The organism is Limnothrix sp. HT2024 (assembly GCF_059138625.1).
This window is the reverse complement of record NZ_CM181121.1, coordinates 3,756,680-3,770,886: the sequence shown is the minus strand read 5'-3', so window position 1 is coordinate 3,770,886 and position 14,207 is coordinate 3,756,680. Positions and strand designations below refer to the sequence as shown.

Below are 14,207 nucleotides of genomic sequence, written 5' to 3'. Positions count from 1 at the left end.
ATCAGTGCGCCAATTCAACATCGGGGCGATCGCGATCGTTGCCACCGGGTCTTTAGTGGGTGAAATTAGAGCAGGGTTGGGGCCATGGCCCGCCCAAGCTGAGTTGGCACGAGTTGTTGATGATGGAGTGGCATATCACGGACGCACAGAGCCTGGCTCTGATCGATCGGGAGTTGGGCGATCGGGGCGATCGCTCACCAGCGGAATACGAGATGGTGCGTCGGGTGATCTATGCCACCGCAGATTTTGACTATGCCAGTTGCCTGAGTTTTTCCGAGCGATCGCTCAGTGCGGGGGCGGCGGCCCTGGCGGCGCGGACAACGGTGATTGTGGATGTGCCGATGGTGCAGGTGGGGATTGCCCCTGCCATTCAGGCCACCTTTGCCAATCCGGTGTTTTGTGCCACGGAGGCAATCGTGCGGCCACAACAGGCCCTGACCAAGGCCGCTTGGGGAATTCAAACCCTGGCCCGGCGTTACCCGGAGGCCATCTTTCTGGTGGGCGAGTCGCAAACGGCCCTGCTGGCACTGATTGAACTGATTGAGGCGGAAGAAATTAACCCGGCCCTGGTGATTGCCACCCCGGCCGGGTTTGTGGAAGTGGACACCACCAAGGCCCGATTGCGCGATGCCCAGGTGTCCCACATTTGCGTGGAAGGTCGCAAGGGCAGCCCAATCGTGGCGATCGCGGCCATGGGCGGACTGGTGGACTTGGCTTGGCAGGCTTACGGGCCCAAGGCAAAGGGGCGCTAACCGGTTTGCAGGGCGGCGGCCTCTTGGGCCAGGCGATCGCTCAGCAGGCTATGGTTTCGTTGGGCCCGTTCATGCTGCGGATTGAGGGCGATCGCTTGGTTATAGGACTCGATCGCCTCGGGATAGCAGTCTAACCGAACCAGCACATTGCCCCGGCTGTACCAAGTTTCCGGGTCGTTGCGATCGAGGTCGATCGCCTGGTCATAGCTGCTGAGGGCGGCGGCAAACTGACCCAACTGGGTGAGGATAATACCGCGATTGTGCCAAGCGCTGGCGTTTTGGCCGTTTAGCTCGATCGCCCGATCGTAGGCTTGCAGGGCCTCTTGGGGCCGTTGCAGCCGCGCCAGGGCATTGGCCCGGTTATACCAAGCTTCATGACTATCGGGGTTCAGGGAAATGGCTTGGTTATAGGACTTGAGGGCCTGATCGGTTTGCTGCAACTTACTGAGGATTAACCCCTGATGCAGCCACAGTTCCGGGTGATTGGGATTCAAGGCGATCGCCTGGTGGTAGGAGGTGGCGGCTTCTTCAAACTTGCCCAGCCGCATCAGCACTAACCCGCGATTGTGCCAACTTTCGTAGCTGTCGGGCTTCAGGCGCACGGCGCGATCATAGGCGGCGATCGCGGCTGGATAGCGCTGCAATGCTTCTAAAACCACCCCTTTCCCCCACCAAGCGGCATAGCAGTCCGGCTGTTGCTCGATCGCCTTGTCATATTCCGTCAAGGCTCCTTCCGGATCGCCGTTACGGAACAGTTGTTCAGCCCGATCGGCAATATTATTGGCACTCACCGGCAGCGCCGTGGGGGTCAACATCGGCATCTGTTGCATCTGCAAAGACACCAACTGTTCCACCAAGGTGCGCAATTCCTGTTGAATTTGCGGCTGAATCAAGGCCAGCAATTCTTGAGGCGCTTTTTGCGTAAATTCTTGGATGATGTGCGCCTTTTGCCGATCGGCTTGACCCGCCAAAATTTGCATATTGGAAATAAATTCCTTCTCCAGTTCCGCAATTTGGTGACGCGAAACCCGGCGATCGCTGGCCAACCGTTCCTGAAACTGGGTTAGCTCCTGGTTTGCAGTTCCCTTGACGGCGGCCACATGGGTTTCCAACTCATGAATCAAAGCGGCGGCCGAAACCTTGGTGCGTTCCACCTGGTCTTGCAGGTCTTGCAGACTGCGATCGGCCCGATGGCGAGCCACCTTCACCCGAGCTTCCAAATCACCCAAATCCTTCAGGCTGTGGCGTACCGACTGCACCAAGTGATTCACCACCTTGCGCCGCCCCAACCAGAGGGCCGCTGTCATGGCCAAGGGAGCCGTTCCCAAAGCGATCAGCAACCAACTGAGGCCCCCAAGGGTACGCTCCAGACCGATCGCTTCCCCGGTGCTGGCGCTGGCCGTGGCAAAGGCCAGATCGGCGCGGTCGGTGGCCTCGGCGGCGGCGATCGGGGCTTCGGGTTCCACTAAGGTGGCACAGGCGGTCTGGGCTTGACCCGCCTCGGTCACGGGGCAGGGAATCGGAGTCGTGGTGTGAGTGACGGCTTGGGCGGGGCTGGCCGCCAAGGCCAGAGGAGCCACCAGGGCCGGAACCCAGGCCACTGCCCGGGCCCGATCGCCCGTTGCACCAAAATTGCTGCGGGAAGAACTCATGTAGACAGCCTCCGAACCCGTTGCGAGTCAATTGCGAGTCGATGTTGATCCTCGGCTCTGACCGAGTGACTAGCTATTGTTTCGGAGGTGATCGGCCGAAATCCGGGAGTCTATTGGGTGTGGCAGCCAGTGGCCAATCCAGCACCCTGGCGGCCCCTTAGCTCAACCCCTTAGCTCAACCAACTCAGCAGCAAACGCGGCGCAGGCAACACCACCAACACCAACAAGGCCAAGGCCAAAAAGCCCAATCCATCGCGTCGATCGTCCAGCGGGGTCACATCGTCCAGGGCCGGTTGGCTAATGGCGGGCAAAAAGAAAACCAACAGGGCCAGCGCCAGGAATTCGCTGCGGGCCAAGGCCAGAACCAGCACGGCAAACCGGGTGATGTGGCCCACCAACATGGCTCCTTGGGTTCCCAGCATGGCGCGGACAATGCGCCCCCCATCTAAGGATCCAAGGGGCAACAGATGAAAGGCCCCCAACCAAAGGCCGATGTAACCCGCCAGGGCGATCGGGTGGAGGGCGATCGCCTTGCCGGGAACGAGGGCCGCGCCGAGGGTGGCTTTACTAATTAGGGTCAGGGCGATCGAGTAGCTGGGGTCGATCGAACGCCAATTCAGCAACCCCGAGCCGGGCAAAGGATTCACCACCGTGGAGTGGGCTAGCCCCCAAATCAACAGGGGCAGGGCCACCAACAACCCCCCGATCGCCCCCCAAAAGCCCACATCAAACATGGCGCGGCGGTGGGGCATGGGCGATCGCAGGGGGGTGAACGCGCCCAGCGTTCCCAACAGGGCTGGAATGGGAATAAACAGCGGCAAGGAAACAGACACCCGATGGCGCTTAGCGGCCCAGTAGTGCCCCAGTTCATGGGCCCCCAAAACCAACAACAACCCGATCGCGTAGGGCGCACCGGACTGAATAAAGGCCCAATCGCGCACCAAATCTAGCTTCGGGTTCCGCAGCATCTCCGCCCCCATCAGGGTCATGGACAGCAGCGACAACCCCAGCAACCCCACCGACCAAACCACCTGCTTCCAGAGGGGTGGCTCTTGGCTCAGGGCTTGACCCAAGGGCGTGCGTTTGGGATTGGGAACCAGGGCAAAGAAGGGCTTGCCGTTTTGACCTTCCTGGAAAATCACCAGAAATCGATCGCTAAACTTTTGGCGAATTTTGTCGCAAACTGTCCGGTAAGCCAGGGCCGGTTCCGCTCGCAATTGCCCATAGCAAAGGGCTGCTTGGGGACGATGTTCCACGCTGCTGAGATAAAACACCGACCAGGGAAAGCAATCTTGCAGGCTGGCTTCCTCGGTGCGATCGAGCAAGCGGGGCGAAATTTTGGCAGAGCCAAGGGCTTGGGCCAGGGCCAGGGCTTCGGCGGGACTGCTGGGATCCGCCAGCACCGAAATGGGGGATTCCAAATCCCCATGGGTGGACTGTTGGGGCCGGGCCGATCGCCCCTGTTGCACCAACCACACATAGAGCAAGGGACAGGCAATAAACGGCGGCAGGGCCAACCAGGGCGGCACGGGCTGGCCGGGGCCATTGGCCAGCGTCCAAGTCGTCCAAATCAAGGCCGGAGCCATCATCACCAACCACAACACCCACACGGAGGCGCGTGTGATGCCGCTAACGCTCTGGCGGACAATAAAATATGCAACGATGCCGATCAACACTAGCCAAACAATCATCTGATGCCCAAGCCACCGCAGGCTGTTTTCGATTCGATCTATGCCTTTCCGCCCAACCGCGACACGTTAGGCGGGACTGCTTATTTCATTGTAGGAAACTCGATCAACCCTGCTGACTCGGCCGACCATAATGGCCCACCGGCCAATTCATCAGATCATCCCTCTGCCCATAGTCTGCCAGGCAATATTCTGATCGATTGTCCGCCTTGGCACGAGGAAACAGCGGCTTTTTTGGCCCAGCATGGGGGGGTGCGTTGGTGGATTTTTACCCACCGCAGTTCCTTTGGCCCCCTGCAAACCGTGCGGGCCTTGCATCGGGCCTTCAGCACTCCGGCCGCAACCCTTGAGGAGGGCGAACCGAACGCCCAATCCGCGGCCCCCCGCTGCGAATTGGTAGTGCAAGAGCAGGAGGCCTATCTGCTGCCCAATTTGCCAGTGACCCCGTTTCGAGAAGAAATGACCCTCAGTCCAGAACTGCGCGTGATTTGGACTCCCGGCCACACGCCCGGCTCGGCCTGCGTTTGGCTCGATCGGGCGGGGGGCATTTTGTTTAGTGGTCGTCATCTGTTGCCCACGCCCCAGGGCGAGTTGATGCCCCTCAAAACCGCCAAAACCTTCCATTGGTTCCGCCAATTGCGATCGGTTCAGTCCTTGATCGATCGCTTTTCGCCGGCCGACCTGGCCCATTGTTGCCCGGGGGCGAGCGTGGGGTTTTTACGCGGGGCCCTGTCGGTCGATCGCGCCTATGAACGGCTCACGACCTTGAACTTGGCGGCCGCTAGGCTGGATCCGGTAGCGCTTCAGTCGCCGAGCCTGAGCGAAACACCTGACCAATAATGTCCTCGATCGGGGGTTCCGTCACGCTCAGGTCTTGCACCGGTAGCTGCTCCAGCAAGCGGGCGATCGTCGGGGTCAGCACCTCTCGCCGCACCAACAGTTGAACCGATCGCCCCTCGATCGCCACCACTTCCCCAAAATCTTGGAGTTGGGCCGTTGTCATTGGTTTGGCCAACTCCAACCGCACTTCCCGGTAGGGTGCGAATCGATCGACCAACCCCGAAAGGCTGCCGTCATAGATCGACGACCCCTCATGGATCAACAACACGCGATCGCATAGGGCCGTGATGTCGCCCATGTAGTGGGACGTAAGCAAAATCGTCGCCCCATAGCGCTCGTTGTATTCCCGCAAGAAGTCCCGCAAGTTAGCCTGGGCGTTCACATCCAAACCCAAGGTCGGCTCATCCAAAAACAACACCGCCGGCCGATGGAGCAGCGCCGCCAGCAACTCCGCCTTCATCCGCTCGCCCAAAGACAGCTTACGCACCGGCTGCGTCAGTTTGGACTCCAGCGCCAACAGTTCGCTCAGCTCGCCCACCCGCTGGGTCAGTTCCCGATCGCTCAGGCCATACACCGCCCCGTTAATTCGCAACGAATCCCAAGCGGGCAAATCCCAAATTAATTGTTGCTTTTGCCCCATCACCAGGGCAATTTGATGTAAGAACGCCGACTCTCTGGCAAAGGGTTCATGGCCCGCCACCCGCACCCGACCGCCGGAGGGATAAATCAGCCCCGCCAGCATTTTCAATGTGGTGGTTTTGCCGGCCCCATTCGCCCCCAAAAACCCCACCACCTCGCCGGGGGCGATCGAAAACGACACGGACTTCACCGCCTCGATCGTTCGGTAGCGTCGTCGCCAAAAGTGGGCGATCGTCCCTTGCAGCCCCGGAGCCTTCAGGGCCACTTGATAGGACTTTTGCAGCCCCTCTGCTACCAACATCCCCATGGTTGCTCTCCCGTATTCGCACAAACCCGATTCAACTCGCACAAACCAGCACAAAGCTCAAAGAGGCCAAACCAAGCTACAACAAGCGGAACCACTGAGCAATCGGCGCTCCTAGCGTTCATCGGTCACAACCCACGATGACAGCCGATGATGACAATGACTCATGGCTCAATTGGACATGTGACCACACAATTCAGAAATTGAGATAACCCAGACCATTAGCCATCACAACCAGCCACGATCTGAGTATCCAGCCAGAGAATAAATCTCTGAATACTGCCTGAGCATTTCCAAAATATTTACGAGGCAATTACAATATGTTTACAGACTCTTGATGAAGTTTTCCTAAGAGCAGTGTAAAACTTTTCCAAAAAGATTAACCGCAATGCTCAAAGACTCGCAATATATCAGTCGCGGTTGCTTTGGGGGTGCTAAAATTTCACGTTTAGGCGCTGTTGTTTGTTAGAATTTTTCAATCTTTGAAATTAATCGCATTACTTTCCTTAACAACCACTCATGCCAACGCCAAGACCTGATCTCCCTTGGCGACCCTTGCTCAAACTCTCTCCGGGCCATTTTCTAACCCCTGTTGAGCGACCTGAAACCCCATCAAGCCAACCGCTTTTGACGTTTTAAAGTACCTCAACATAACTGACATGAAGGTTATGTCTAGCCATCTTGCAGGAGCTTCAAAATTATGCACTTTATGAGCGATCTGGGTATTGATCTTATTTCTATGATCCATTACCTGCAATCCCAAACCCTAACCCACGAGGAAATGAGTTGGGTACGAAGCCTAAATATTCAACAAATTGTTGAGTTGGCTTCCCAAAAGGGTTATCACCTTGTAGGTAGTGATTTGATCAATTCTGACCAAATGCAACTGAAATAGCTTTCGGCAATAGCTGTCAGCCGCTTCAATTGACAGCTTGATCAACAATCTCAATGAACAGGGAATTTGGACGAGACACCGCGATCGCGCCAGCCCGCAGCCGTTCTTGAAAAACGCCTCAACTCGTATCTTTGTTGCGAAACGCTTTAGCCAAGTAATGCCTTGAGCGAAGCAATTCAATAACAACGATCGCACGGCAGTAAGCGTGATCGTTGTTATTGAATAGTCTCAGAAAGAATAGTCTCAGAAACCATCGATTCAGAATGACGGGCGGTTGTTCAAGCCACCCGTCATTTCTAAGAGGATGTCTGAAAAGCCAAAATTGCTACTCTGTACGCCCCAGTGATCGACTTAGACAAGATGCTCAAGCCCCTTCCACGACTATTGGTGCTTGCCCGTGCCAAAGAATACTTTTTAAACATCCTCTAAGGGTCTGGCAGCGACTGAGGCAACCTAGGCGGCACTGTCGGCGGTTTCCAGATTGAACAGCACTTGCAGGGTTTGCATGGCCTGCTGGCGGGCTTCAATGTCTTGCTGGGCCCGCAATTGCACCATGGGATCGTGCAGAATTTTGTTGACGATGCCACGGGTGAGGGCTTCGATCGTTTCCTGGTGCTTTTCGGCAAATTCTGACCCCAGGCGAGACAGGGCTTTTTCGAGTTCTTGGGTACGGATGGTTTCGACTTTGCGGCGCAGGCTGTCGATGGTGGAAACGGTGTCTAGGGATTGCAACCAGGCTTCAAAGGCTTCGGCTTCTTCGTCAAGCAGGGCTTCGGCTTCGATCGCCATTTTTCGGCGGCTTTCGTGGTTTTGGGCCACCACTTCTTTCAAGTCGTCCACGTCAAAGGCCTGCACGCCGGGCAATTCATTCACATCGCTGGCAATGTTGCGGGGCACGGAAATATCAAAGAGCATCAGCGATCGATTCTCGGGCAAGATGGCTTCCAGCTTGGCCCGATCGAGGATGGGTTCCGTGGCGGAGGTGCTGGTGAACACGAGGTCTGAAGCGGCGATCGTGCTCATCATGCTCGGCAGGGGGTGCAGATTGAGCTTCGCATCCGGAAAACGGCGAGCCAGTTCTTCTGCCCGTTCGAGCGATCGATTCACGATCGAAATTTGGGTCGCGCCCTTGGAGAGCAAATGTTGCACCAACAGGCGAGACATTTTGCCGGCCCCAACAATGGCCACGCGACAGGGCGACAGATCCGGCACTTTCAGTTGCGCCAATTCCACGGCGGCGGAACTGATGGACACGGCTCCCGTGCCGATGCTGGTTTCGGTACGGACGCGCTTACCGGCGGTAATTGCCTGTTTCAGCAATCGATTCAGGATGCGGGCAATTCCCTTGTAGTCCTGACCGAGTTTATAGGCGTTTTTCACCTGCGAGAGGATCTGACCTTCGCCGAGCACCAAACTATCCAAGCCGGCCGCCACTCGCATCAGATGCATCACCGCATCCTGGCGCAACAGAACAAACAGGTGGTGGCGCAAGGCTTCCAGGGGCAGCTTACTGCGCTCTGCCAAGATTTCAACCACTTCTTGCACGCCGCGATCGACCTCACTCAGAACGCAATAGAGTTCTAGTCGGTTGCAGGTGCTGAGGATTGCCACTTCTTCCACATGGGAGCAACTCCTTAAGCTGGCGATTGCTGCCTCGACCTGTGGTTCGGGAATGCTCAATTTTTCGCGCACTTCAACCGGAGCCGTCTTGTGGCTCAGTCCGATCACAGCAATATTCATATGGCCTCTTGCTAAAACGTACTCAAACGGCGTTGAAAGTTCGACTTTAACGGATTTACCAATCGTCGGGCGATCGGTCTATAGAAACTTTGACACTTGATTGGGCCAAGCTGGGTTGGGATTAGCCAAATTTCAGGGATTTTAGTTCAGGGATTTTAAGAAAAGGGGGGAGCGATCGCCAACCGCTGGTTAGCTTATACCCCCTGGTTGAGTAATGATCAAACGATTGCTGGGGGAGTTTGGTCTGAGGCTAAGGCTACCGAAACGGCGATCGATTTCATGAATGCAACAAAACGTCAATTTCTAGTTTTCGGTTAACAATCTTCTGGCCATGGGCATTTGGCCAAGATTTGCGGTTGGCAGTCTGAGACGCGATCGGCCCAGCAGCACCACTCCACAACCCCAGAAACCTGTAGACATGGCAATGGCTTGCCGCGATCGCCAAAGCGACCTCAGCAAGCCACTACAAACCGTCAGCCCCTACTTCAGTTGCAGAACCGAGGGCTTACCGAATTGGTGAATGGTGTCCACAAAGCGCACCGTGCGGGACTGGCTGGAGATGACCAAGCTTTGAGTCCGCGCACCACCGCCAAAGAAGCGAACGCCTTCCATCAGCACACCGGGGGTGATCCCGCAGGCGGCGAAGAGGACGTTTTCGCCCGAAGCCAACTCGTCAGCGTTGTACACCCGATCGGGATCGGTAATGCCCATGCTGGTCAGGCGCTCCAGGTTTTTCTCCTTGCTTTCGCCAATCAGGCCGGTCTTCACGATTTCGGGATCGTAAATCAGTTGACCTTGGAAGTGACCATCGACGCAGCGCATGGCGGCGGCGGAAATCACACCCTCGGGAGCCGCACCAATCCCCATCAGGGCATGGACGTTCGTCCCAGAGAAAGCACAGCAGATAGCCGCTGACACGTCGCCATCGCTGATCAACCGAACGCGCGCACCGGCTTCCCGGATTTCAGCAATCAGATCTTTGTGCCGGGGGCGATCCATCACGATCACCACCAACTCTTCGATCGAGCGGTGCAAACATTCCGACAGGATCTTCAGGTTTTCGGTGGCCGACTTGTTAATGTCCACCTTGCCCTTGGCTGCCGGAGGTGCTGCCAACTTCTTCATGTAGAAGTCGGGAGCCGCAAACAGACCGCCCTTATCGGCGATCGCCAACACCGCCATCGAACCGTTTTGGCCATAGGCCACCAAGTTCGTACCCTCGCAGGGGTCAACAGCAATGTCAATTTCTACCAACTCGTCAGGGTTGCAGCTCTGGGCACCGTCGGGCGTTGCGCAGATCCCCACCTCTTCACCGATGAACAGCATGGGCGCATCATCGCGCTCACCTTCACCGATCACGATCCGGCCGCGCATATGGATCTTATTCATCCGCTCCCGCATGGCTTCCACGGCCACTTGGTCAGCGGTGTTCTTTTCACCTTTGCCCATCCAACGAGCAGACGCAATTGCTGCTTGTTCGACGACCTCAATAATTTCTAAACCGAGGGTAGTTTCCACAAAAATCTCCTTCCCAAGTGCTGGCCAACGAAACCCCAGAGTCGTTCGGGCTTGCTCAGTTAGTCTATCAAAGGGGGGCGATCGCGCCGAACTCTTCTACCAGAACCCGGCTGTAAAGATTTGTGGGAACTGGGATCGATCCCCATAGCCTTCTAACAAAGCGAAAGCCCCACCCGTGACAGGTGGGGCTAAAAGGGGGCTGAAATGACTTTTTCAACGGAAGGCTTAACCACCGAAGCAGTCCGGTGAATGACCCTGACCCCGATCAAGGATCGCAGGTCTAGGGGAATTCACCATCAGCCTTAACAGCGCTAGGGCAAGCACTAGCGTGAAGGGTTCTAGAACACGAAGGTTGTCCGCAGCGTGCCAATCACGACATCATCGTTGTCGTTGTCTTGGTTCGGGTTCATCTGCCAGATCACACCCGGGGTGATCGAGATCCAGTCGTTCACCGCGTACTTGTAGAACACTTCCACTTGCAGCGGGATATCGGTCTCCACATCATCGTCATCAATGTTGGTCAGGTAGGGCTGAGCACCCACAAAGATGCCACCCAGGTTCCCTTCCTTGCCGAGGTCAGGCAGGGCCAAGCCCAAAGCGTAGTACCAGATGTCGGCATCATCAAAGCTGCCGCCCTTCGAGTCAACACCCGTGTAGCCCACGAAGCCGGTCAGAGCCACCTTGGGGCTGAATTGGTAGTAACCTTGCAGACCCACCGAATTGGAGGTTACAGCATCCTGCTGGGGCAACACGTTGGCCGCCAGAGTGCCCGTAAAGCCGCTGACGAAACCGGCGTTATCAAAGCCGAATTCGCCTTCGCCAAAGTAGGAGTAGTTATAGGTCAGACCCAAGCCAAAGGTTTTGGCATCGTTCGTGTAGGTCAACTGGGCCATGGCCGAGAATTGACCGTCGAACAGGCCGCCTTCGCCCACACCGTCGCCACTGCGGGGGTTAGCCGCTTCACCGGCCAGGTAACCAGCCGACAGTTGCCAGTTTTCGCTGAAGTCATACTTCACGCCAATCCCAGCACCACCGCCCAGACGGTAGATGGGGCTGCGTTGGGAGAAGGTGGACAGGGAACCACGACCACCGTCGTAGTCTTCGAAGTAGGGGTTCAGGGTGTTGGAGATGTCATCCCATACGCCCGCGTTGGCCATCAGGTAACCGCGGCCTTTTTCCCCGATCGGGAATTGGTATTGCAGCGTATCCAAGGTGAACTGGTTGCCGGTGTCGCCAAACACTTGGTTGGTCAACACGGTTTCGCCAGCCACGCCGTTGAAGCCCTTGGAGTTACCCACTTGCAGGCGGGTGATCAACAGGTCTTTGCCGCTGAAGCTGGTGTTGAAGTTCAGGCGAACACGGTTTTGGAACACCACTTGGTTATCGTCACCGTTGTTGCCATTGAAGGCATCACCCAGATCATCCAGGTTGGCCGAGGTGGCACCGGCCAGCATCATGATGGCTTCGCCGGTCAGCTTGGTGGTGGTGGAGAATTGGGTTTTCTCCAGGTAAGAAATCCGACCTTCCAGGGTGTCTACGCGACCGCGCAGCGCGGCCAGCTCGGTCTTGAACATGTCCTGCAATTTCTTCAGGACTTCCAGATCGGCCTTGGTGGCGTAGTCGGCCACGTTGGTCACGAGCAGTTCTTGGATTCGATCGAGGCAAGCATTCAAACCAGCCGCGAACTCGTAGCGAGTCATGGCCCGGTTGCCCTTGTAGGTTCCGTCGGGGTAACCGGCGATGCAACCGTAACGCTCAACCAACGATTGCAGGGCTTGGAAGGCCCAATCGGTGGGTTGCACGTCCGACAATTGCGACACGGAGGTCACTTGCTCGGCGCTGTTGGCACGGCGAGCGCGGCCCTCGCGGCCATACTGGTTGAGCTGGTCGAGGTTGCTCAGGGTCGAGCCGTCGCCAGTCGCTTCCAGAGCGCTCACCGACGGCACGGTGGTTGAAGAAACTTGTTGGGCTGAAGCCGGCGAGGCTGCCACAACTGCAGCGCCCAGGATCGCCGGGCTAGCCAGCAGGGCTTTCCAAATCAACTTTGACATTACGCTCTCCTATCCTCACACCTGTCTGGAAGATGGTCTGAAAAATCGCAGCAAGGCGATTCGGGCCGAATTTTCCATATCACCTTTATAGAGTACCACTGAAAATTAGTGACCGCTGCCGAAAATCCCAATCGGTTTGTGGGCGTGCGATCGCAAGACTTTCCAAAGTTTTCAAAAAATTTTTTGAGGAGGCTGAGCGGGTTTTCTGGCCCCTTTAGCTCCAGAACGGGCCGTCTAACGCCGACTGGGGCCGCAGCAATTGATGGTCGAGCGCATGGCCGATCGCTTGGTAAACTGTTTTTTCTTCAAATAGGCTCACCAGCACCGGATCCAGCCGATTAATTTGGGCCTCCTGTCGCAGGATCGTGAGGGCAGAACTGGTGGAAATTGCCCGTTTGTAGGGGCGATCGGCCGCCGTCAACGCATCGTAAACATCCGCGATCGACATAATGCGCGTTTGAATCGGAATTTCACCCGCCTGAAGTCCTCGGGGATAGCCCGAGCCGTCCAGCTTTTCGTGGTGGCCATAGGCAATTTCTGGCACTTGACGCAGATAGCTCGTCCAGGGAATGCGATTCAGGAATTGGTACGTGTGGGTCACATGGGACTGAATCGCGTTGCGTTCCGCACTGGTCAACGTGCCTCGGGGAACAGTGAGCTGCTCAATTTCCGCCGCCGTCACCAGGGGTTTTTGTTGCCCATCCACATCGCGGTAGGTGTAACTCGCCAATTCCTGAAGCTGGGCCAGCGGTTCCGCTTCTAGTACCTGCGGCTCATTGGCTTCTAAGAGTAATGTCCAATATTGATCCAATTCATCCAAGGCCGCCGTTAGCTCCGAGTCCAGGCGATCGAGTGGGTTCACCGCCACCGCACTGGCCATCGTTTGATGAGGGGTTTGGGGGGCCATAGCTGGGGACACCCTGGCAGCCGCTAACCCATGGCCGTTCGACTCCGCCAGCTTAGAAACCCCAGGACTAGCCCCCCCATTCGGGGACTCAGAAGCCGACGATCGGCTTTGATAAGCCGTTAATAATTCCGGGTGCTCAACCCAGTAGCGATACTTCACCTGCAAGCAATCCAGTTCCAGCGTCCGCCGAGCCAGGGCAAACCGGTGACGAATCACCTCCAGTTGATCGGGATAGAGCTTTTTCTGTTTCACCAACACCGCTTCGGGCACACAGACCTTACCAAAGTCGTGCAACAGGCTGGCATAGCGAATTTCTTGAATTTGGCGAGGGGTGAAGTAGGTGGCCGCCAAGGGGCCCGTGTGGATTTCGTTCACCACTTCGCACAACCGCACCGCCAAGGTGGCCACCCGCTCCGAATGGCCGGAGGTGCAAGGATCTCGAGACTCGATCGCCTGAACCGCCGCCCGCACAAACCCCTCAAACAGCGCTTCGATACTTTCCTGTAGATTGCTGCGTTCGATCGAAATGGCCGCCAAACTGGCCAGGGCCTGCACCACGCGCTCTTCCCATTCCGTATAGGGACGGGTCACCTCCATCGCATTCCAAGGATCCACGATCGCCCGAGGATCAATTTTGCGATTAATCAATTGCAACACCCCGATCGTTTCGCCGCTGAGGTTTTGCATGGGCACCACAATCACCGATCGGGTTCGGTAGGAAAAGCCGCTATCGAAGTTGTGATTGAACTGGTAGGGAACCTCCGCTGGCAAGCAGTAAGCATCGGGAATGCTCAGGCTTTTGCCCGTGAGCGCCACATAGCCCGCCAAGCTGCGTCGGGCCAGGGGCATAGCGAATTCCCGAAACGAGGCATTGGGCTGCGAGGCATTTTGGGCAACTTTGAAAATTAGCTTGGGCGTGTCATCACTGCGATCGATCAAATAGACGCTACCCGCATCACTCCAAGTCAGCTCTCGGCAAGTGGTGAGAATCAGCGCCAACAATTCATCCAGGTCGCTAACCGCCGATAGGGCCGTGGCGATCGCCAGCAACTCTTCAACCAAAGAAGCTTGGCTGGCTGCTTCCTGCAAGAAATCCCGTTCGCCCCAAATAGAAACTGAATTCACCGATTCGCTCGATAGCATAACAGGGTGGGAAGGGAAGTTTAGTTGTTGAAAACGATGCAAAACCCCCTCAGAGACTGGTCATCAATCTGCAGTCAA

Annotated in this window: 9 protein-coding genes; 2 read left to right on the top strand and 7 right to left on the bottom strand. The window is 56.7% G+C overall.

The genetic code is table 11. The features are described 5' to 3' along the window. Nucleotides 1-122 precede the first annotated feature (122 nt). Entirely contained in the window at nucleotides 123-752 is a 630-nt protein-coding gene (locus tag AC2IAX_RS15370; protein ID WP_099534740.1) for a precorrin-8X methylmutase, read from the top strand. Here the strand turns inward: AC2IAX_RS15370 and AC2IAX_RS15365 are convergent. Both AC2IAX_RS15365 and AC2IAX_RS15360 read right to left on the bottom strand, forming a co-directional pair. Beyond that, nucleotides 749-2,404, bottom strand: coding sequence for a tetratricopeptide repeat protein (locus tag AC2IAX_RS15365; RefSeq protein ID WP_494388252.1), 1,656 nt, complete (start codon nucleotides 2,402-2,404; stop codon nucleotides 749-751). The two genes, AC2IAX_RS15370 and AC2IAX_RS15365, sit on opposite strands and share 4 nt — an antisense overlap. 170 nt (nucleotides 2,405-2,574) lie before the next feature. Beyond that, nucleotides 2,575-4,095 (bottom strand): site-2 protease family protein, encoded by a 1,521-nt coding sequence (locus AC2IAX_RS15360; RefSeq protein WP_494388251.1) that lies wholly within the window; start codon nucleotides 4,093-4,095, stop codon nucleotides 2,575-2,577. 3 nt (nucleotides 4,096-4,098) lie between these two features. Here AC2IAX_RS15360 and AC2IAX_RS15355 point away from each other — a divergent pair, with 3 nt between their 5' ends. Continuing rightward, nucleotides 4,099-4,932, top strand: a complete 834-nt coding sequence (locus AC2IAX_RS15355; protein WP_494388250.1) for an MBL fold metallo-hydrolase — start codon at nucleotides 4,099-4,101, stop codon at nucleotides 4,930-4,932. Here AC2IAX_RS15355 and AC2IAX_RS15350 read toward each other — a convergent pair. From AC2IAX_RS15350 to AC2IAX_RS15330, 5 genes are all read right to left on the bottom strand, one after another. Beyond that, nucleotides 4,874-5,878 carry an ABC transporter ATP-binding protein gene (locus AC2IAX_RS15350; protein ID WP_494388249.1) on the bottom strand — a complete coding sequence of 335 codons (1,005 nt, stop codon included), beginning with the start codon at nucleotides 5,876-5,878 and terminating at the stop codon, nucleotides 4,874-4,876. The genes AC2IAX_RS15355 and AC2IAX_RS15350 overlap by 59 nt on opposite strands. Before the next feature lie 1,345 nt (nucleotides 5,879-7,223). After that, nucleotides 7,224-8,510: a glutamyl-tRNA reductase gene (locus tag AC2IAX_RS15345; protein ID WP_494388248.1), complete on the bottom strand. Its 1,287-nt coding sequence runs from the start codon at nucleotides 8,508-8,510 to the stop codon at nucleotides 7,224-7,226. Between the two features lie 480 nt (nucleotides 8,511-8,990). Beyond that, nucleotides 8,991-10,028 (bottom strand): class II fructose-bisphosphatase, encoded by a 1,038-nt coding sequence (gene glpX, locus AC2IAX_RS15340; protein ID WP_494388247.1) that lies wholly within the window; start codon nucleotides 10,026-10,028, stop codon nucleotides 8,991-8,993. A 338-nt stretch (nucleotides 10,029-10,366) separates the two neighbouring features. Then, a complete protein-coding gene (locus tag AC2IAX_RS15335) occupies nucleotides 10,367-12,079 on the bottom strand; it encodes an iron uptake porin (RefSeq protein ID WP_494388246.1) in 1,713 nt (570 codons plus the stop codon). A 214-nt stretch (nucleotides 12,080-12,293) separates the two neighbouring features. Next, nucleotides 12,294-14,111, bottom strand: coding sequence for an HD-GYP domain-containing protein (locus AC2IAX_RS15330; RefSeq protein ID WP_494388245.1), 1,818 nt, complete (start codon nucleotides 14,109-14,111; stop codon nucleotides 12,294-12,296). Between the last annotated feature and the right edge of the window lie 96 nt (nucleotides 14,112-14,207).

Excerpts from the sequence above, each read along its gene's own strand:
- AC2IAX_RS15370 (WP_099534740.1), top strand. The coding sequence starts at position 123 with ATGGAGTGGCATATCACGGACGCACAGAGCCTGGCTCTGATCGATCGG.
- AC2IAX_RS15365 (WP_494388252.1), bottom strand. The coding sequence starts at position 2,404 with ATGAGTTCTTCCCGCAGCAATTTTGGTGCAACGGGCGATCGGGCCCGG.
- AC2IAX_RS15360 (WP_494388251.1), bottom strand. The coding sequence starts at position 4,095 with ATGATTGTTTGGCTAGTGTTGATCGGCATCGTTGCATATTTTATTGTC.
- AC2IAX_RS15355 (WP_494388250.1), top strand. The coding sequence starts at position 4,099 with ATGCCCAAGCCACCGCAGGCTGTTTTCGATTCGATCTATGCCTTTCCG.
- AC2IAX_RS15350 (WP_494388249.1), bottom strand. The coding sequence starts at position 5,878 with ATGGGGATGTTGGTAGCAGAGGGGCTGCAAAAGTCCTATCAAGTGGCC.
- AC2IAX_RS15345 (WP_494388248.1), bottom strand. The coding sequence starts at position 8,510 with ATGAATATTGCTGTGATCGGACTGAGCCACAAGACGGCTCCGGTTGAA.
- AC2IAX_RS15335 (WP_494388246.1), bottom strand. The coding sequence starts at position 12,079 with ATGTCAAAGTTGATTTGGAAAGCCCTGCTGGCTAGCCCGGCGATCCTG.